Genomic DNA, 18244 nt, shown 5'->3' on the forward strand with positions numbered 1-18244 from the left:
GCGAGGTCGTCGCCCGTCGTCAGGCCGGCGCCGGCCCGGCCAGCCGGCGCGGCAGGCGCACCCGCACCCTGGTGCCGGGGCCCGCGCCGGGGCCAACCGCGAGGGAGCCGCCCAGCCGCTCGGCCCGCTCGCGCATGCCGGTCAGGCCGAGCCCCTCGGCGGCCGCGCCCAGCCCGCGGCCGTCGTCCTCCACCACCACCGTCACCTCGTCCTCCCCGGCCTCGATCGTGACCAGCACCCGGGTGGCGCCGGCGTGCCTGGCCACGTTGGTGAGCGCCTCCTGGGCGATCCGGTAGAGGGCGGTGGCCTGGTCGGGCGTGAGATCCGCGGGCCCGGCCGCGCCCTCCACCTCGCAGGTCACGCCGGTGCGCCCCTGGAAGGCGCGGGCCTCCTGCCGCAAGGCCGCGTCCAGCCCCAGCCGGTCGAGGGCGGCCGGCCTGAGCTCGGCCGCGATGCGCTGCACCGCCTGCACCGCCTGCCCGGCCAGCTCCGAGGCGCCCACCACCCGGTCCAGCAGCTCGCCGGCCTCGATCCCGGGCATGGTCTCCAGCCGGCGCTCCATGGCCAGCAGGTCCACCTTGAGGGCGGTGAGGAGCTGCCCCATCTCGTCGTGCAGGTCGCGGGCGAAGCGCGCCTTCTCCTCCTCGCGCGCCCGGTCCAGGCGGGAGAAGAGCTCGCGCAGCACCTCGCGCGACAGGCGCAGCCGCTCCTCCACCCGCTCGCGCTCCAGGACGTCCACGCCCACGGCGCCCAGCGAGCTGATGCGGCCGTTGGCCTCGCGCAGCGGGAACAGCGACACGTCGAGGGCGTAGTGTCCGGCGGCGGTGTGGCCCCGCAGGAGGTAGGTGGTCGGCTCGCCGGTGGCCAGCACCCGGGCCTGGCCCTCCAGCATGTGGGCGCGCCCCTCGGCGTCGACCAGGTCGGCCAGGTTGCGCCCCAGCAGGGCCGGGGCCGGCGCGCCCTGGATCCGGGCGGCCCTGCGGTTGAGGAGGGTGATCCGGCCATCGAGCCGCCGCACCGTGATGGCCACCGGGGCGTGGTCGAGCACCGCCTCGAGCAGCGCCCGCGTCCGCAGGGCGGTGAGCCCGCGCCCCAGGTCACCGGCCAGCCGGGTGAGCAGGGTCACCACCGGCGGCGGAAAGGCGCCGGTCTCCCCGGCGTAGACGCACAGCACCCCCAGGCAGGTCCCCTCGTGCACGATGGGCACGGCGGCCGAGCCGGCATAGCCGCGCCGCCGGGCCTCGTCCAGCCAGGGCGTGAAGTCGGGGTCTGCGGCGTGGTCCTGGTCCACCACCACCCGCCGCTCCCGCGCCGCCACCCCGGTGGGACCGCGCCCCCGCGGATCGGCGGCGTCGGTGGAGAGCACCAGGGCGTCCACGTAGCCCTCGTCGACCCCGTGGCGTGCCACCGGCAGCACCCGCCTCCCGTCCTCCTCGTCGACCTGCCCGACCCAGGCCAGCCGGAACCCACCCTCCTCCACGGCGGCCCGGCAGACCTCCTGCAGCAGCCCCGCCTCGTCGGGGGCGCGCACCAGCGCCTCGTTGCAGGCGGTGAGCAGCCGGAGCGCCCGGGCCGACTGGTCGGCCTCCTGGAGCAGGCGCGCCGTGGCCTCGGCGGCGGTGGCGTCGCGGAAGATCAGGATGGCCAGCGGCACCTGGGCCTCGGCGGTGGGGACGATCACCGAGGTGAAGTCCACCGGCAGCGAGGTCCCGTCGGCGCGCCGGAGCAAGGCCCGGCCGGCGGCCGAGCCGGTGCGGGCGCGCTGCTCCACCTGGGCCGCCAGCTCCGGCGTGGGCTCGGCGAGGTCGGCCCGCCCGGCCGCCCGGAGGTCGGCCTCGGTCCGGCCGAGCAGCTGGCAGGCGGTCCGGTTGGCCCGGAGGATGGTGCCGTCGATGCGCGACAGCAGCACGCCCTCGGGGCTGTGCTCGTAGAGGGTCTGGAAGAGCCACTCGGCGTCGCGGATCATGCGGCCCCCCCTCCCCGGGGCGGCGCGGCGGGAGCCACGGTACCACCACCCGGCGTACGCGTGGTGACCGGTGACGCCCGCCCGCCCGGGGCCGGGCGCTCAGCGTCCCAGCAGCCGCTGGCGCAGGCCGTCGTCGATGGGGGCCGGACCCAGCCAGATCCCGAAGTAGGCCCGGGCGAAGTCCGCCCCCTCCACCAGGGCGAGCGACCTGCCGTTGTGGGTCAGCTCGGTGCCGCGCCCCGGCACGTAGGTGAGGGCGTAGCGATCGCCCGGGACCACGTCCACGTAGGCCGCGTGCAGCCGCTCCAGCCGGCTCCGCAGCGGCGCCAGCGCCGCCGGAGCGAGGTGGCGCGCCAGCAGCTCGTCCGCGGCCCGACCGAACCCGTCGCGCTCGATGGCCACCAGGTAGGAGAACTCGAGGCGGCGGGGCGCGTCGCTCTCGGGCCCCGGCTGCGCCAGCCCCGCCGGCAGGTAGTGGGCCGCCGCGTAGACCTTGACGAACCACTTCCAGCGGAAGAGCCCGGCGCCCGCCAGGCCGAGCCGCTGGCCCCCCACCTCGACCTCCCGGTCGAAGGCCACCTCGTCCACCCGGAGGGTGGAGGCCCCGGCGCGGGCGGGGGGGGCCGCCAGCACCACGGCCACGGCCAGCGCCGCGGCCCACCCGCGGACGGCGCGGCTCAGCACGGCCGCCCCGGGGCCGCCGGCTTCTCGAAGAGGTAGTGGCTCACCAGCCACTCCTGGCCGCCGCGGAACCCCCACAGCTCCGCGCAGGACATGAAGAAGATGCGCCACATGGCCAGCCGCCGCGCCGCCGCGCCCGCCCCGTAGGCCCCGGCCAGGATGGGGAGGACCTGGTCCCGGCGGGTGTCGAGGTTGGCCAGCCAGGCCTCGGCGGTGCGCCGGTAGTGGTCGCCCGAGACGCGCCAGTGGTCCACCACCGCGAGGTCGCGCTGGAAGTAGAGGAGCAGGTCGTCGGAGGGCATCTGGCCGCCGGTGAAGAAGGTGGCCGCCATCCAGTCGCTCTCGTCCCGCACCTCGTACGGGTAGGCGTAGCGGTGGTGGGTGAAGATGTGCACGAAGAGCCGGCCGCCGGGCACCAGCCAGGACGCCACCTTGGCCAGCATGGCCTGGTAGTTGCGCAGGTGCTCGAACATCTCCACCGAGAGGACGCGGTCGAAGCGCAGGTCGGTGTCGAAGGTGCGGGCGTCGGCGGTGATCACGCTGACGTTGCCGAGCCCGCGGGCCCTGGCCCTGGCCTCGATGAAGGCGCGCTGGTCCCGGCTGTTGGAGACCGCCGTGATGCGCGCCGCCGGGAAGCGCTCGGCCAGGTAGAGGCTGAGCGAGCCCCAGCCGCAGCCGAGATCCAGCAGGCGCATGCCGTCCTGCACCCCGGCCCGCTCCACCGTGAGCCGCAGCATGGCCTCGTCGCTGGTGGCCAGGTCCTCGGCGCCGTCGCCCCAGAGCCCGCAGCTGTACTTGAGCCGCGGGCCCAGCACCTGCTCGAAGAAGGGCGGCGGCACCTCGTAGTGCTGCGCGTTGGCCGCGGCGGTCTCGATGGCGATGTCCGAGCGGCGGCAGGTCTCCACCCAGGCCATCAGGCGGAGGTGGCGCGCCACCTCGTCGCCGCGCCCCTCCTCGCGGAGCCGCTGTCGCAGGAGCCGGCGGATGCCGGCGCGGATCACCAGGTCGGGCAGCAGGCCGCGCTCGGCGGCGGCGAGGACGTTCACGAGGTCACCTCTCGGGGGAAGGCGCCGGCAGCGGCAGGCGGGCCAGGATGGGGCGCAGCGCCAGGAAGGCCAGGCCGAAGGCGGCTGGCGCGGCCAGCGCCCAGGCGACCACGGCCCGCAGGTTGGCGCCGGCGTAGCGGGCCACCGTGGCGGGAAGGTCGGCCGCCAGCTCGGCCTGGATCCCGGCCAGCGTGAAGGTGACCGGCGGGGCGCCGAAGAGGGCGGCGCCGGCCGCGAAGAGCGGCAGGTAGGCGGCCAGCTGCAGCGGGTAGGCCAGGTAGTTGGCGACCTGGATGGCGGGCTGGTTGAGCCGCAGTCCCAGGGCCGCCAGCGCACAGAGGGCGGTGGTGGTGCCCAGCACCGGGAAGGTGCCGAGGGTGAGGCCGAGCGCCAGGGCCACGGCCAGCCGAACCGGTGAGACCCCCTGGGTGAGCTGGGCCTTGAGCGGCTCGAGGACGCGGACGGTGAACCAGCGACGGAGCACGTGAACCTCTTCTTAGACCTCGACCCCTCACCTCGAAGGAGGCTGGGAGCACCGCTTCACCCGAGTACTTAACGGGTCCGACTGAACTGGACAAGACCTGAACGTGACATGGACAAAGATGGCGCGGTCACCCGCGCGGCACTACATCCGTGCATGGCGTCCTGGGCTCCCCACCTCACCTCGTTGCTCGTGCTTTCAGCCGCCTTCTCGCTGCTTTGGCTCGTCTCGCTGAAGCTCCGGAACGCCTCCATCGTGGACCCCTTCTGGGGCTCGGCGTTCGTCCTGTCGGGGGTCACCGTGGCCCTGGCCGACGGCGGCGGCGGCGCGGGCCCGCGTCGCACCCTGGCGCTGGTGCTGGTCGCGGTCTGGGGGCTCCGGCTGTCGATCCACCTGCTGGCGCGCAACGCCGGCCACGGGGAGGACCCGCGCTACGCCGCCATGCGCCGCGGCCACGGCCAGCGCTTCTGGTGGGTCAGCCTCTTCACCGTCTTCTTGCTGCAGGCGCTGCTGGCCTGGGCCATCTCGCTGCCGGTCCAGCTGGCAGTGGCCACCCCCTCGTCGTCGCTCGGCCTGCTCGACGCGGCCGGCGCGGCGCTGTGGGCCATCGGCCTCGGCTTCGAGGCGGTGGGCGACTGGCAGCTCAGCCGCTTCCGGCGCGATCCCGGGAGCCGCGGCCGGGTGCTCGACACCGGGCTGTGGCGCTACACGCGCCACCCCAACTACTTCGGCGACGCCTGCGCCTGGTGGGGCCTCGGCCTGCTGGGCCTGGCCGCCGGCGCCCCCTGGACGCTGGCCGCGCCCGCCCTGATGACCTTCCTCCTGGTGCGGGTCTCCGGCGTGGCGCTGCTCGAGCAGGACATCGGCCAGCGCCGGCCCGGCTACCGTGAGTACGTGAGGCGCACCAGCGCCTTCTTCCCCTGGTTCCCGAAGCAGGAGGCCTGAGTGACCATCCGCGCTGCCGCAGCTCCCCTGTCCGCCCCCGCGCCTGGCCCGGCGGGCGCCCTCCTGCCCACCGCCTGGCCCGGCCTGGCCGGCGCCGCCAGGGCGCTCGGTCTCACCGCGGTGGCCGGCAACGTGCTCGGCGTGGCCTTCCTGTGGGACGTCCCCTCCCCCTATCGCCCCGGCGACGTGGCCGCCTGGCTGGCCGGCTCCCAGGCCCAGCCGCTCCTCACCATCCTCTCCTCCTGGAGCTTCGTGGTGGGGCTGGTGGCGCTGGCCGCCTTCCTGGTGCTGCTGGCGCTGGCCGCGGCGCCGCGGGCGCGCGCCCCGGGCTGGGTGGTCGCCGGCGCCCTGCTGGCCGCCTTCGGCGCGCTGCTCAACGCCGCCGGCTGCTTCGGCCCCGCGGTGGCGGTCCGCTTCCTGCCCCCCGGCGAGGCGGGCCAGGCGGTCGGGCTGGCGCTGCTGGCCGTGACCCTGCACCTCGACGCCCACTTCAACCTGGTGCTCGGGCTGGGCCTGCTCGCCATCAACCTCGGGGCCGGCGAGGGCCTCGGCTGGCCGCGCTGGCTGCGCGCCCTGGGGGTGCTGGCCGGCCTGGCCAGCCTGCCGGTGGCGCTGCAGTTCTGGAGCGACCCCTTCGCGAAGCTGCTGGCCATCTCCGGGCCCCTCTGGCTGGCCTGGTTCACCGCGGTGGCGCTGCGCGGCCCCTGGGCGCCGGCCGGCCGCTGAGGCCAGGCCCGACGAGCGCCGGGCCACGGTGGCCGCCACCGGGCCCGCCGGCGCGCCAGGCCCGGCGGTCAGTCGGCGAGCGCTCGGGCTGCCCTGGCCCGACCCCTGGTCCCCTGCCTGGGGAGCCGGGGCGCTCCCTCGCGGCCGAGGCCCCGCTACAGCTCGAACAGCGAGGCCCCGCGCCGCAGGTAGCCGCGCTCGGCGGCCATGGCGTCGAGCACCAGGGTGGGCCAGTCGGCCAGGAAGAGCGCCTCCTCCCCGCGGCCCGTGTAGACCTTCAGGTAGCCCCGGCACGCCTCGCAGGTGTCGAGCCGCAGCGCCGCCGGCCCCTCGAACTCGAGGAGCCCCAGCCGGTCGGCAGCCTGGTTGCCGCAGGAGGGGCAGCGCTGCCGCTCGAAGCTCCAGCGGTCGGCGCAGCAGCCGCAGACCAGGCGCCGCTCGTGCCCGGCTTCGTGGTCCACCAGGTGGGCCATCACCGGCAGGGCGCCGCAGGTCGGACAGATGGGGCGCCGCCAGGCCCGCTCGTCGCGGGCCGCGGCGAAGTCCGCCACGGCCGGCGCCAGGGCGCGGCCGAAGGCGGTCCAGCCGAGGTACCGGAGCAGCCCGGGCTGGGGAGGCGGCGGGGCCGCCGGCTCCCCCTCGACGAGCCAGGTGATCGCCAGCGCCCGCGCCCCGGGCGTGGCCAGGGCGGCGCGCAGCTCAAAGGCGCCCGCGGCGATGGGGCCGGGCAGCCTCACCGCCGCGACGCGGGCGAGCAGGTCGCCGAGCAGCTCCGCCCCGGCGGCGCGCAGGAGCGGGCCGTGGGTCGGCCCGCGCAGCAGCGGCAGGCCGGCGGCCGCGGCCGGCGCGTGGGCCCCGAAGGCCGGCAGGTCGAGGGCCGGCGCCGGGGTGGCCGCGACGGCGCGCTCCAGCAGCCCCTGGAGGTGGGCCAGCGGGACCAGGAAGGGGTGGGCGGCCAGCCAGCGCCGACGGGTCTCGTCCACGCCCTACCCCTCCGCGATCGCCGTCAGCCCCTGCCAGCGCAGCAGCGCCGGCCCGCCCAGGGCGAAGGGCATGAGCACCGCGCCGAAGCGGGGCCCCTCCTCCCAGCAGTGGAGGACGCGGGCGTGGAAGCGCACCACCTCGGCCTCCTGCAGCTCCACCTCCAGCAGCGCCCCCTCGGGCAGGGCGCGCCGCCCCTGCACCACCAGCTGGTGGCGGGCGAACCCGGTCACGGCGTAGTCCTCCTGGCCCACCCGCAGGCGCACCGGCCGGCGCGGCGCCGCGCCGACCGGCGCCGGCGCGGGCGCCAGCAGGGCCCGGTCCGGCGGCGCCGGCTCGCGCTCGAAGGCCGCCACGAAGCCCGGCACCACCTCGATGCCGCGGATGAGCGCGTCGGTGTCGGCCTCGCTGAGCGCCTGCACGGCGCCGACGTCCTCCAGCCCCACCGCGCTCCGCTCGTCGAGCAGCCGCACCATCCGGTCGCACAGCGCCACCGCCGCCACCAGGCCGGGGTGGCTGGCGCCCGTCAGGTCCGCCTGGTGGTGCAGCGTGATGGCCTCGGCGAGCAGCGGCGGCAGCGCCCAGTGGGCCGCCAGCACCGCGCCTAGCCGGACGTGGTGGTGCTCCACCACCAGCTCCCAGAAGGCCGCCGGCATCTGGCGCGGCTGCCGGGCGCCGGCGGCGATGCGCTCCAGGCACTCGATGGCCAGCACCTTGCCGAAGTCGTGCAGCAGCCCGGCGGCGAAGGACTCGTCGAGCGGCAGGCCGCGCGCCCGGGCCAGCTCCCGCGCCAGCACCGCCGCCGCCACCGCGTCGTGCCAGGTGCGGCGGCGCAGCAGGGCCAGCGGGCCGCGCGCCAGGGCCCGCGCCCCCAGCGCCGAGGCGAAGGCGATGCGCGAGAGCTCCCCGGCGCCGATGCGGGCCACCGCCTGCGGCACCGCCGCCACCGGCTCGCCGCGCGAGAAGGCGGCCGAGTTGGCGCAGCGCAGGACGTCGGCCGCCAGCACCTGATCGGAGGCCACCAGCCGGGCCAGCTCGTCGAGGCCGAAGTCGCCGCCGCCCACCAGCCGCTCGATGCGCATGGCCACCGCCGGGTAGGGCGGCACGTCCACCGCGTCGCGCGCCACCAGGTCGTCGATGGCCTGGTCGAGGTCCACCTCGGCGCTCCAGGCGCCCGCGTCGGCGGCCAGGCCGGCCACTCAGGCCTCGGCCGCGGCGTCGGCCACGATGGCCTTCCAGCGGTCCAGCGCCGCGCCGGACAGCGCGTAGGGCTGCACCAGCATGGTGAAGCCGCCCTGGTCGGGCCAGGCCAGCTTGACCGAGGCGTAGCCGGCCAGCGGCGGGTCGCACTGCACCTTCATCTCCAGCAGCATGTTCTCCGGCACCGGGGCGGCCCCGTTGACCATGAAGTGGGTGGAGGCCACGCCCAGGATGCGGTAGGCGGAGGCCTTGCCGCCCACCGTGAGCACCACCGGCCAGGGCGGCGGGGCCGGCGCGCCGTCCTTCTTGCGGGGCGGCTGGGCGGCCGCCACCAGCGACTTCGCCCCGGCGCTCTTCCAGGCGTCGGCGGTCTCGAAGGAGGCCACGAAGGAGGGGAGCAGCCCGAGCGCCTTCGACACCACCTCGCCCTCGGACCCCTGCAGGAAGGCGGCGGCGCCCAGGTCCTCCGGCTCCAGGTGGGTCCGCTCGCCCAGCATCGCGGTCACCTCGTCCACCGCCACCACCAGGTCCACCAGCCTGCGGTCGGCCGCGGCGGTGGTGGCGTCGGCGTGGTGCAGCGAGATGACGTCGGCCATCACCGGCGGCAGGTCCCAGCGGGCCGCCATCACCACGCCCAGCTCCACGTGGTAGCGGTCCACCAGGGCGTTCCACTCCTCCACCGGCCTGGCGGCCACGTCGTCGCGGCGGTGGATCAGCTCCTCGATGCAGGCGATGGCGACCACCTTGCCGAAGTCGTGCAGCAGCCCGGCGGAGAAGGCCTCGTCGGGCGCCAGGTTTCGGCCGCGGGCCAGGGCCTGGCAGAGCGCCGCGCTGGCCAGCGAGTCGAGCCAGACCTGGCGGCGCAGCGGGGCCAGCTTGCCGCCGGCGGTGGCGTGCGCGCCCAGGCCGAAGGCCAGGGCCAGCCGGGCCACGTCCTTGGCCCCGATGCGCCCCACCGCCGACTTCACCGAGTTGATGGCGGCGCCGCGCGAGTACATGGCCGAGTTGGAGACCCGCAGCACGTCGGCCGACAGCACCTGGTCGGAGGAGACCATCCTGGCCAGCTCGTCGAGCCCGTAGTCGCCGCCCCGGATCAGCTTCTCGATCTGGAAGGCGACGGCCGGGTACGGCGGGACCTTGACCGCCCCACGGGAGACCAGGTCCACGATCGCCTTGTCCAGGTCCAACGGTGCTGCCGTGCCCATCGTGCCCTGCTCCCTGAGACTGCACCGGTTGAGCGCCGCCGCGCCACGGTGCGTGAGGACGGCCGGCGGACCGGCGGAGTGTAGCACCAGCGGCGCCACCGGGCCGCGCGGCGCACCGCCAGGGCCGGCTGCGGCGCCGGACCACACGGACGTTCCGTTGACCGGCGTTCTAGCCCACGACCTTGGGACAAAGGTCCTGCTTACAGCGGCAGGCGGCCGCCCGCGCCGTAGCCGGTCAACTCTGCGTACCCCTCGCCGACCACCTCGCCGCCGGCGCTGACGATGACCGGCCCCTCCCAGTAGGAGAGCCCCTCGACCAGCCGCGAGCGGTTCTCCGCCGCCGCCAGCGCCGGCTCGAGCTGGAGCGACAGCCCCGCCGACGGGACCTCGAGCCGCCACCCGGACGGGTAGTCCGCCCCCGACGCGGCGCTGCGCCAGCGGCCGGTGGGCCGGATCGACCAGGCCTCCGGAGGCAGCGCCGTGCTGGTGCCGTCGCGCGCCACCAGCGTGCCGTTGCGCCAGTCGACCGCGCCGTCGGCCCGCCTGAGCAGGTAGAGCATCAGGTCCCGGCCGTCGGCCAGCCGCAGCGCGAACCAGTCCCAGCCCACCTGCGACGGCGCCAGCTGGGAGGAGCCCACCTCCCGGTCCATCCAGGCCTCGCCGCGCACCTCCGCCGCCACCCCGTCGAGCTCGACCACGCCCGTCGCCGCCAGGCGCGTCTGGCTGTAGTACTCGCTGGCGAACCCGTCGGCCGCCGCCTTGCGGCTGTAGCCGTTCGGCCCCTGCAGCACGGTGGGCCGCGCCGGCGTCAGCTCCAGCCGGAGCGCCACGCCCACCGCGTCGTCGCGCGCCGCCAGCCGCCAGGTGATGGGCTCCGGCGCCGCGCCGCCCGCCCCGCCCGTGCGCGCCGGGATCGCGCCGCCGACCGGCGCCACGTCGAGCGTCCAGCGCCCGGGGCTGCCGGGCGGGGACTGCGCCCAGGCCACCCGCGGCCCGGGGGCCGCGCCGAAGCCGGCCAGCAGCGGCGCCTCGCGCCACACCACCTCGGCGAAGCGGTGGCGGCGGCCCCCCACGTCGGTGACCGCCAGGTGGGCCATCACCGCCCCCGGCGCCGCCCACGCCGAGTCGAGCGCCGGTCGGGCCGGCAGGATCCCCACCTTGAAGAAGGTGAGCTGGAAGCCGAAGCGCTGGCCGGCCGTCCCGGCGAGCGTGCCGGTGAAGTACCACCACTCGTTGCGGTAGCCGGGCCGGGCGAAGTGATCGCGCGGGAAGGACCAGGCGTGGGCGGGATCGGCGGGGAGGAAGGTCGCGGGAGCGCCCCTCACCCCGGCCCTCTCCCCGGAGGGGAGAGGGAGCAGACGCTCGGAGCTCCCTCTCCCCCAGCTTGCTGGGGGAGAGGGTTGGGGTGAGGGGGCCGACCGCGTGCTCGAGGTTCCCCTCACCCCGGCCCTCTCCCCTGAGGGGAGAGGGAGTGCAGAACCCGGGGTCGAGGTCGGGGTCGAGGTCGAGGTCGGGGTCGGGGTCGAGCTGGCGGTCGCCGCCGCGATCGCGCCCAGCAGCGCGCCCACCAGGAGTCTAGAGCGCATCGCGGCTGAGCTCCGTGGCGCGCACCCGCGCCGCCAGGGCGGCGGGGGCCAGGCTGGCCAGCGCGGCGGCGGCCAGGATGGTGGCGGCCTGCGCGGCCAGCGCCCCCACCGGCCACGACAGGCTCAGCGACCAGCCGAAGTAGGCCGGGTTCACCAGGTGCACCAGCACGCCCGCCAGCCCGGCGCCCGCGACCAGGCCGAGCGCCAGCCCGAAGACCGCCACCCCCAGCCCGCGCCCCAGGAAGACCCGGAAGACCTGCCCACGCGTGGCCCCCAGGGCCCGGTAGAGGGCCAGCTCCGCGGAGCGCTCGCGCGCCAGCACCAGGAGCGAGAGCGCCACCCCGGCCACCGCGATCACCAGCCCCATCACCTGCAGCAGCCGGGTCACCGCGAAGGTCTCCTCGAAGATGGCCAGCACCTCGGCCCGCAGGGTGCGGTTGGAGCGCAGCAGGAGCGGGGTGCCCTCGAAGGCCCGGCGCAGGTCGGCCACCACCTGCTCGACGTCGGCCCCCGGCGCCAGGTAGAGGGCCACGTTGGAGGGGGGCCCCTCGCCGAAGGCGCGGGCGAACGGGCGCTCGTCCATCAGCAGGGCGCCCCGCTCGTTGCCGTAGTCGCGGTAGACGCCGGCCACCGGGAAGCGGCGGTCGCCGGCCAGCGTCCGCACCGTCACCTCGGCGCCGGCGACCAGCCCGGCGCGGCGGGCCAGCGGCTCGGAGACCAGCACCGCCCCCTGGGTCCGCAGCGCCTCGAAGGCGGCGCGGGCATCGCCCCCGGCCAGCAGCACCCGCCCCTCCGCGCCGGCCACGGCGGCGTCCAGCCCGGCGATGGAGACCGGCCGCCCGGCCGCCAGCCCCTCCACCTGCCGGAGGCGGTCCACGGCGCGCACGCCCGGCCAGGCGGCCAGCCGCGCCACCAGCGCCGGGTCGAGGGTGGCCTCGGCCCGGGCCCGCCGCCAGGACGGGCTGGTGACGTAGACGTCGGCCAGCAGGGTCTGGTCGAGCCAGCCCGCCACCGTCTCGCGGAAGCTGCCCACCATCACCGTCACCCCGGCCAGCATGGCCACCGCCACCGCCAGCGCCCCGGCCGCCAGCGCGGTGGCCGGCAGCCGGGCCGACAGCGTGCGCAGGCCGTGCCGCACCCCCAGCCGGCGCGGCCGCGCCAGCCTGGAGAGGTGGCGCAGCGCCAGCGGCGCCGCCAGCGGGGCGGCGGCCAGGATGCCGAAGGCCAGGGCGAAGCCCGAGGGGCGCCACCAGGCGCCGATGGCCAGGTGGAGCGTGGCCGCGGCGACCAGCAGCGCCAGCCCGAGGAGCGCCAGCCGGGGGGCGCGCCGCTCGCCCTCGGCGGAGAGCGTGATGGGCGCCAGCAGCGCCTTGGGGTCCTTGCGGGAGGCGTCCAGCGCCGGCAGGAGCGCGCCGAGGAGCGCGCCGCCCAGCCCGGTGGCCAGCGCCAGCCCCACCAGCGCCGGGCCGAGCCGCACCTCGTCGATCCCCTCCAGCAGGTAGACGGTGCGCAGCGTGCCCGACACCGCCCCCACGCTGCCGCGCGCCGCCAGCCACCCCAGGGGGATCCCGGCGGCGGTGCCGCACAGGCCGAGCAGCGCCGCCTCGCCCAGCACCAGCCGCACCACCTGCCCGCGGGTGGCGCCCAGGGTCCGCAGGATGCCCAGCTCCTCACGCCGCCGCACCAGCGAGGCGCGGGCCGAGGCGTGCACCAGGAAGCCCCCCACCAGCAGCGAGACCAGCGAGAGGGCGGTCAGGTTGAGCCGGAAGGCGGCCAGCAGCCCGGCCGCCTCCACGGTGCGCTGCTCCGGCGAGGAGACGCGGGCGCGATCGCCCAGCCGGGCCGAGAGGCGCGCCGACAGCGCCGCCACGTCGCCGCCGGGGGCCGCCCGCACGTCCACCTGGTGGAGCCGGCCCGGGGCGCCGAGCAGCCCTTGCACCTGGGCCAGGTCCATCACCGCCAGCCGCCGGGAGGCCAGCGGGGCCAGCCGCTGGAAGTCCACCAGCGCGCCGATGCGCAGGGTGGCGCGGCGCGAGCCGCTGGTGACCGCCACCGCGTCGCCCACTCGCCAGCCCTGCTCGGCGGCCAGGGCCGGCGTCACCGCCACCCAGCCGGGCGTGCCCAGCGCCTCGGCCAGCGCGCCCTGCGGCTGCGACCAGGGGAGCCGCAGCGGGGCCAGCAGGTCCACCCCCACCACCTCCAGCGCCCCGGCCCGACCGTCCAGCGCCACCTCCACCCGGTAGAGCGGCACCGCCGAGGCCACCCCGGGCGTCTCCAGCACCTCCGGCAGCAGCTCCTCGGGCAGGTGGCCGGCCACGCCCAGCACCGAGAGGTCGGCGTCGCCCGAGACGGCGCGCACCGTGCCGTCGAAGGCGCCCAGGGCGCTGCCGTTGAGCAGCTGGATGGAGAGCACCGCCGCCACGCCCAGCGCCACCCCGCCCACCGCCAGCGCCTGCAGCGCCGGGGCGGCCCGCACCTCCTTCAGCACGGCGCGCGCCAGGTAGCGCCTCACCGGCGCTCCAGCCGCCCGGCGTGCAGGTGCCAGGTCCGGTCCGCCCGGGCCGCCAGGTCTGCGCTGTGGGTCACCACCAGGAGCGCGCTCCCCTCCTCACGCGCCAGGCCGAAGAGCAGGGCCGCCACCTGCTCGCCGGCGGCGTCGTCCAGGTTGCCGGTGGGCTCGTCGGCCAGCAGCAGCGCCGGTCGCCGCAGCAGCGCGCGGCACAGCGCCACCCGCTGCATCTCGCCGCCCGACAGCCGCGCCACCGCGTCCTCCTCGCGCCCCTCCAGACCGGCGCGCGCCAGCAGCCCCCGGGCCCGCGCCTCGGCGGCCGGCGGCGGATCCCCGGCCACCAGCGCCGGCACCAGCACGTTCTCGAGCGCGGTGAGGTGGCCGAGCAGGTGGAAGAACTGGAAGACCACCCCCACGTGGTCGCGCCGCAGCAGCGTGCGGGCCCGGTCGGACAGGTCGGCCAGGGGGTGGCCCATGAGCGACACCGCGCCGGCGTCGGGCTCGTCGATGCCGGCGGCCAGGTGCAGCAGGGTGGACTTTCCGGAGCCGCTCCGGCCCGTCACCGCCACCACCTCGCCCGGCGCCACCTCGGCGCTCACGCCCCGCAGCACCTCGCGCGGCGCCCCGCCGGGGGTCCGAAAGGTCCGGGACACCTCGAGGAACGCGAGCGTGGGCGGCATGGAGCGCCCAACAGATGCCGCCTGCGAGGCCCGGCGGCAAGGGGCGTCGACGCGCCCCCCTCGGGTCGGCGCACCCGGACCGCTCCCGTCCTACATTGAGTGGAGATGATCGTCCCGGGTCCCCTGGCACCCCGCTCCAGCACCTCCCCGCAGGTCGGGCGCGGCTCCCGCGCGGCCGCGCTGCAGGTGTATGATTCCTCCAGCAGCCAGGGAGTCCAGGCCTCCGTGCTCAGCGTCCTCTCCATCACCGCGCCGCGACGGGTCGTCGAGTACTTCTCGACGAGGACGCCCGTGGAGCGTGCCACCGAGGAGGCGCTGCTCCCCGCCGACCGCGTCTCGCTGTCTCCGGAGGCGCGCCGCCAGCTGCGCGCCGTCGAGGCGGTGGAGCGCGGTCAGGGCGAGGGGGCCGAGGCTGGCGCCGCGGCACCAGAGGAGGGCGCCGCGGCCGCGGGTGGCCAGGTCGCCGGCGGCGCCAAGCTGACCACCGAGCAGCAGCGGCAGGTCACCGAGCTGCGCCAGCGCGACGCCCATGTGCGGCAGCACGAGGCGGCGCACCAGGCGGCCGGCGGCGAGCTCACCGGCGCCGCCACCTTCAGCTACCAGGTCGGGCCGGACGGGCGCAGCTACGCGGTGGGCGGCGAGGTGCCGCTGCAGTCGCGCGCCGGGCGCACCCCCGACGAGACCATCGCCATCGCCCGCCGGGTCCGCGCCGCGGCGCTGGCGCCCTCCGACCCCTCCGCCGCCGACCTGGCGGCCGCCGCCGCGGCCACGCAGATGGAGCTGCGCGCCTCCCAGCAGAAGCGCCAGGGCCAGCCGGGCGCCAGGGCCGCCGGCCCCGGCGAGGAACGGGCCGCCGGCGCCACCCCGCCGACCCGGCCCGCGCCCCGCGCCGACCTGGAGCGGCTCATCGTGCGCGCCCCCGAGGCCCAGCCGTTCCTGTAGCCGGGGCCGCGGGGCGGCGCGCTAGAGTGCGCCCCCATGGATCCCTCCCCGCCTCGCGCCGGCGCGCTCACCGCCCTGCCCCTCGCCGCGGCCCTCACCGCCCTCTCGCTCGGCGCCCTGCTCGCGCCGCGGCCAGCCGCCTGCTGGCCGGTGGTCGGGGCGGGCCCCACCCCGGCCGGCGCGCTGGTCCCGACCCCGCTCGTGTCGCGCGGCTGCCCGGTGGCCGCCTCCTCCCGCGGCGCCGAGGCGCTGGTGGACGGCGCCTACCGGACCGACGCCTGGGGCGGCGGCCGACCCTCGCCGGAGCGTCCGGCCTGGGCGGCGGTGAAGCTGCCCCCCGGCCTGACCCGCGTGCTGGTGGCCTGGACCTCCTCGCACAACCACGACCTCTTCGAGCAGTTCTACGGCGCCCCGGTGGACTACCGGCTGGAGACCAGCGCCGACTCCAGCGACGGCGCGGACGGCGCCTGGCGCACCGCCCTCGAGGTGCGGGACAACCCGGCCCGCACCCGCGCCCACGCCATCGGGTTCGAGGGGCAGCGCTGGGTCCGGCTGGTCGTCACCCGCCTGCCGGCCAGGGTGAACGAGTGGGGGCTCTTCCTCGACGAGCTCGAGGTGCACGACCTGTCGCGGGGCGGCGACGACGTCTGGGTCTTCCTGGGCGACTCGATCGCCGCGGGAGTCTACGACCGGGCCCCGGACCACCAGCCCAGCTTCGCCCGCGCGGTGGCCGCCGCCCGCCCCGGCTACTTCCCGGTCATGGTCAACGCCGGCCTGCCGCGCCTGCGCAGCTGGGAGGCCATCGACCGGGTGGACGAGGTGCTGGCCCTCTACCCGGAGGCCAGGGTGGTGGCGGTCACCATCGGCTCCAACGACGCCGACCTGCCCAGGCTGCGGGCGGCGCTGCTGGGCGTGGTGGGCAAGATCCGGGCGGCCGGGAAGATCCCGCTGCTGTCGAACATCCCGTACCAGACCAAGTACGGCCAGGACTACGTGGCCGTGAAGAACGAGGTGGTGGACGAGGTGGTGCGGGGCCAGCGGCTCCTGCCCGGCCCGGACCTCTACGCCTGGTTCAAGGCGCGGCCCGGGCAGCTGCACGACGGGCTGCACCCCGACGGCCCTGGCTCGGTGGCCATGCAGCGGCTCTGGGCCGAGGCGGCCGCCCCGCTCTATGCGCCGGGCGGCGCCGCCGCGGCCCGCGCGGCCCGCTAGTTCCCGCCGGCGCCGCCGGCCACCCGCATCTCGACCCGGTCGCCCACCGCCAGCTCGCGCAGGCTGCGGGTGACCAGCGCGGTGCAGACCGTCTCCTTCACGTCGATGACCATCAGGTCGCCGATGACCTCGTTCGGCAGGCCGGCGTCGGCCGGGATGACCCCGAGCTCGAGGTCGTAGAGGTCGCCGCTGCGCACCACCCGGAAGACGTTGCCCTCCTCGACCCCGTCGGCCTTGCCCTTGTCGACGAAGACCACGTGCTGCTCGCCCAGCATGGTGAGGATGTCCACCTTGGCCGCCACGATGTGGCCGGCCAGGTCGCGGGTGTTGGGGCGCTGCGCCACCGGCCGGAGGAAGCGGTCGGTCCACGGGCCGAGCAGGTCGCCGCGCTCGATGGGCTCGTAGGTCGCGCCGATCAGCACCGTCACGGCCTTCTGGTCCACCTTGACGGCCCGGGCCGTGCCCAGGATCTTCGACTGCCAGCCGAGCACCTCGTTGGTGACCGGGTGGGTGATCTTCCGCTCGGTGCGATAGACCACGTAGGTCTCGCCGGGCACCACCTCGGCGGCCTTCTGGAAGCGGGCGTAGGCCCGGTCCTCGGTGGAGAGCAGCAGCTTCTCCTCGAAGGCGGCCACCAGGCTGCCCGAGGCCTCCACCTCGCGCGGCGTGACGAAGGCGTCGCGGCGGGCCACCACGGTGCGGGGGGCCACGAAGCCCACCTTGTACGGCCCCGCCACCGCCACCTCCTCGGCCTCGTCGAGCGGCTGCGGCGTCCCCATGTCGGCGCGGGAGAAGTCCTCCAGCTCCCTGGGCGCCTCGAGCGCGGGCTCGTCGGGCTCGTCGGACACGGCGATGCCGGGCGGCGCCGCGTCGACCCGCACCGGCGCCTCCTCGGCCGACGGGTAGAACCGCAGCACGTTGCCCGGCTCGATCCAGTGCGGGTTGGTGATCTCCGGGTTGAAGGCCCAGACCTTGGGCCAGTACCAGGGGTTGTTCAGGAACCGGCCCGACAGGTCCCACAGGGTGTCGCCGGGGCGGATGGTGTAGGCGTCGGGCGGCGGCACGGCGGCCCTCCCCCCATCCGGCGCGGTGGCCGAGCCCTCCGCCGGCGGCGGCGCCGCCGGCTGCGACGAGGCCATGACCGGGAGGAGCGCTGCGAGGAGGAGGCTGGTGGTGCGCTTCATGGACCACTCCTTTCCGGGGTGCCGGCCGGCGAGTCGCCGTCGGTGCCTCCGGAGATGGCTGCCAGCCGGTCGCCTGCCCGACGGGCGGCCGGCGTGCCGGGGAACTGCGTGACGAGGCGGGTGAGGACCTTCTTCTCGGCGTCGGCGTCGCCCGCGCGCGCCTCGCAGGTGGCCAGGCGCTCCATGGCGTCGCCGATGGCGCGGCCGGCCGGGTACTCCTCGAGGGCGCGGCGGGCCAGCGTGCAGGCGGCGGCGTCCCGCCCGGACTCGGCGTAGGCGTCGCCGGCCTCGACCAGCGCCGCGGCGGCCTGCGGGTGGTGCGGGTAGCGGCCGACGAAGTCTTCCAGGGCGTGGGCGCGGTCCAGCCCGGCGGCGCGCCGGGCCGCCTTGAGCTCGGCCTCGGCCTCGGCCGAGAGCTCGCGGCCGCCGCGGCGCCCCAGCGCCTCCAGGCGGGACGGATCCGGCTCCTGGATGGGCACCGCGGTGGGCACCGGTGGCGGGCGCCGGGCCGGGCGCTCGGCCCGGGACGGCTCCACCTTGATGACGGCGAGCCCGGCGGGCGCCTGGCGCTCGGCCGGCGGCGGCCCCATCTTCACGACCTCGAGCCCCTGCGGCACCAGGGTGGCGGGCTCCGGGAGGCCAGCGCCGGCCGGCCGCGCCGCGGCCGGCTCGGCGCCGCGGCCGAGGCGCGCCGTCAAGAGGTCCACCCGGGCGGCCAGGCCCTCCAGCGTGCGCTGCAGGGCCTGGTTCTCCTGCCGCACCTGGCCCAGCTCGGCGCGCAGCACCTCGACCTCGCCGCGAGCCTGCGCGTCCGCGCCGGCGCAGCCGGCGACGAGGAGCGCCGCGACGAGCGCGGCCTCTGGGGGGAAGGGGCTCAAGGCTCGGAAAATTCTAGGTGAG

The 18244-nt window shown here is 77.0% G+C and carries 16 protein-coding genes; 4 read left to right on the forward strand and 12 right to left on the reverse strand.

The window, feature by feature from the left end:
* Positions 1–19: 19 nt before the first annotated feature.
* The 4 genes from IPO09_09425 to IPO09_09440 form a co-directional block, all read right to left on the reverse strand.
* Complete coding sequence (locus tag IPO09_09425) at positions 20–1966, reverse strand: PAS domain S-box protein (protein ID MBK9517556.1); 1947 nt, start codon at positions 1964–1966, stop codon at positions 20–22.
* A 99-nt stretch (positions 1967–2065) separates the two neighbouring features.
* Entirely contained in the window at positions 2066–2614 is a 549-nt protein-coding gene (locus tag IPO09_09430) for a chalcone isomerase family protein (GenBank protein ID MBK9517557.1), read from the reverse strand.
* Positions 2615–2643: 29 nt separating this feature from the next.
* A complete protein-coding gene (locus IPO09_09435; protein MBK9517558.1) occupies positions 2644–3693 on the reverse strand; it encodes a class I SAM-dependent methyltransferase in 1050 nt (349 codons plus the stop codon).
* Between the two features lie 4 nt (positions 3694–3697).
* The gene (locus tag IPO09_09440) at positions 3698–4177 is read right to left on the reverse strand and encodes a DUF2062 domain-containing protein (protein MBK9517559.1); all 480 of its coding nucleotides are present in this window, start codon (positions 4175–4177) and stop codon (positions 3698–3700) included.
* A 153-nt stretch (positions 4178–4330) separates the two neighbouring features.
* Between IPO09_09440 and IPO09_09445 the strand changes: the two genes are divergently transcribed.
* Positions 4331–5119, forward strand: a complete 789-nt coding sequence (locus IPO09_09445; protein ID MBK9517560.1) for a DUF1295 domain-containing protein — start codon at positions 4331–4333, stop codon at positions 5117–5119.
* The gene (locus tag IPO09_09450; protein MBK9517561.1) at positions 5120–5845 is read left to right on the forward strand and encodes a hypothetical protein; all 726 of its coding nucleotides are present in this window, start codon (positions 5120–5122) and stop codon (positions 5843–5845) included. It begins immediately after the preceding gene.
* Positions 5846–6000: 155 nt separating this feature from the next.
* Here the strand turns inward: IPO09_09450 and IPO09_09455 are convergent, their stop codons facing one another.
* From IPO09_09455 to IPO09_09480, 6 genes are all read right to left on the reverse strand, one after another.
* A complete protein-coding gene (locus IPO09_09455) occupies positions 6001–6828 on the reverse strand; it encodes a formate dehydrogenase accessory protein FdhE (GenBank protein MBK9517562.1) in 828 nt (275 codons plus the stop codon).
* A 3-nt stretch (positions 6829–6831) separates the two neighbouring features.
* On the reverse strand, positions 6832–7908 hold the full coding sequence (locus IPO09_09460; protein ID MBK9517563.1) for an HDOD domain-containing protein: 1077 nt from the start codon (positions 7906–7908) through the stop codon (positions 6832–6834).
* A 117-nt stretch (positions 7909–8025) separates the two neighbouring features.
* Positions 8026–9231 (reverse strand): HDOD domain-containing protein, encoded by a 1206-nt coding sequence (locus IPO09_09465; protein ID MBK9517564.1) that lies wholly within the window; start codon positions 9229–9231, stop codon positions 8026–8028.
* 200 nt (positions 9232–9431) lie between these two features.
* Positions 9432–10817, reverse strand: a complete 1386-nt coding sequence (locus IPO09_09470; GenBank protein MBK9517565.1) for a carotenoid 1,2-hydratase — start codon at positions 10815–10817, stop codon at positions 9432–9434.
* Positions 10807–13329: an FtsX-like permease family protein gene (locus IPO09_09475; GenBank protein MBK9517566.1), complete on the reverse strand. Its 2523-nt coding sequence runs from the start codon at positions 13327–13329 to the stop codon at positions 10807–10809. The genes IPO09_09470 and IPO09_09475 overlap by 11 nt, the downstream gene beginning before the upstream one ends.
* On the reverse strand, positions 13326–14006 hold the full coding sequence (locus tag IPO09_09480) for an ABC transporter ATP-binding protein (GenBank protein ID MBK9517567.1): 681 nt from the start codon (positions 14004–14006) through the stop codon (positions 13326–13328). The genes IPO09_09475 and IPO09_09480 overlap by 4 nt, the downstream gene beginning before the upstream one ends.
* Before the next feature lie 225 nt (positions 14007–14231).
* Between IPO09_09480 and IPO09_09485 the strand changes: the two genes are divergently transcribed.
* Together IPO09_09485 and IPO09_09490 are read left to right on the forward strand one after the other, a co-directional pair.
* Entirely contained in the window at positions 14232–14948 is a 717-nt protein-coding gene (locus IPO09_09485) for a hypothetical protein (protein ID MBK9517568.1), read from the forward strand.
* A gap of 36 nt (positions 14949–14984) precedes the next feature.
* Positions 14985–16160 carry a hypothetical protein gene (locus tag IPO09_09490; GenBank protein MBK9517569.1) on the forward strand — a complete coding sequence of 392 codons (1176 nt, stop codon included), beginning with the start codon at positions 14985–14987 and terminating at the stop codon, positions 16158–16160.
* On the opposite strand, the gene IPO09_09495 is transcribed toward IPO09_09490, so the two are convergent.
* Together IPO09_09495 and IPO09_09500 are read right to left on the reverse strand one after the other, a co-directional pair.
* A complete protein-coding gene (locus IPO09_09495; protein MBK9517570.1) occupies positions 16157–17344 on the reverse strand; it encodes a LysM peptidoglycan-binding domain-containing protein in 1188 nt (395 codons plus the stop codon). The genes IPO09_09490 and IPO09_09495 overlap by 4 nt on opposite strands.
* Positions 17341–18234, reverse strand: coding sequence for a tetratricopeptide repeat protein (locus IPO09_09500; GenBank protein ID MBK9517571.1), 894 nt, complete (start codon positions 18232–18234; stop codon positions 17341–17343). The genes IPO09_09495 and IPO09_09500 overlap by 4 nt, the downstream gene beginning before the upstream one ends.
* Positions 18235–18244 lie beyond the last annotated feature (10 nt).

This window comes from Anaeromyxobacter sp., assembly GCA_016718565.1.
Classification (GTDB): Bacteria; Myxococcota; Myxococcia; order Myxococcales; family Anaeromyxobacteraceae; genus JADKCZ01.

Bases quoted from the DNA above. Each gene is read 5' to 3' on its own strand.
- IPO09_09460 (MBK9517563.1), bottom strand. From the start codon at position 7,908: ATGCGCATCGAGCGGCTGGTGGGCGGCGGCGACTTCGGCCTCGACGAG.
- IPO09_09495 (MBK9517570.1), bottom strand. From the start codon at position 17,344: ATGAAGCGCACCACCAGCCTCCTCCTCGCAGCGCTCCTCCCGGTCATG.
- IPO09_09425 (MBK9517556.1), bottom strand. From the start codon at position 1,966: ATGATCCGCGACGCCGAGTGGCTCTTCCAGACCCTCTACGAGCACAGC.
- IPO09_09490 (MBK9517569.1), top strand. From the start codon at position 14,985: ATGGATCCCTCCCCGCCTCGCGCCGGCGCGCTCACCGCCCTGCCCCTC.
- IPO09_09465 (MBK9517564.1), bottom strand. From the start codon at position 9,231: ATGGGCACGGCAGCACCGTTGGACCTGGACAAGGCGATCGTGGACCTG.
- IPO09_09470 (MBK9517565.1), bottom strand. From the start codon at position 10,817: ATGCGCTCTAGACTCCTGGTGGGCGCGCTGCTGGGCGCGATCGCGGCG.
- IPO09_09445 (MBK9517560.1), top strand. From the start codon at position 4,331: ATGGCGTCCTGGGCTCCCCACCTCACCTCGTTGCTCGTGCTTTCAGCC.
- IPO09_09480 (MBK9517567.1), bottom strand. From the start codon at position 14,006: ATGCCGCCCACGCTCGCGTTCCTCGAGGTGTCCCGGACCTTTCGGACC.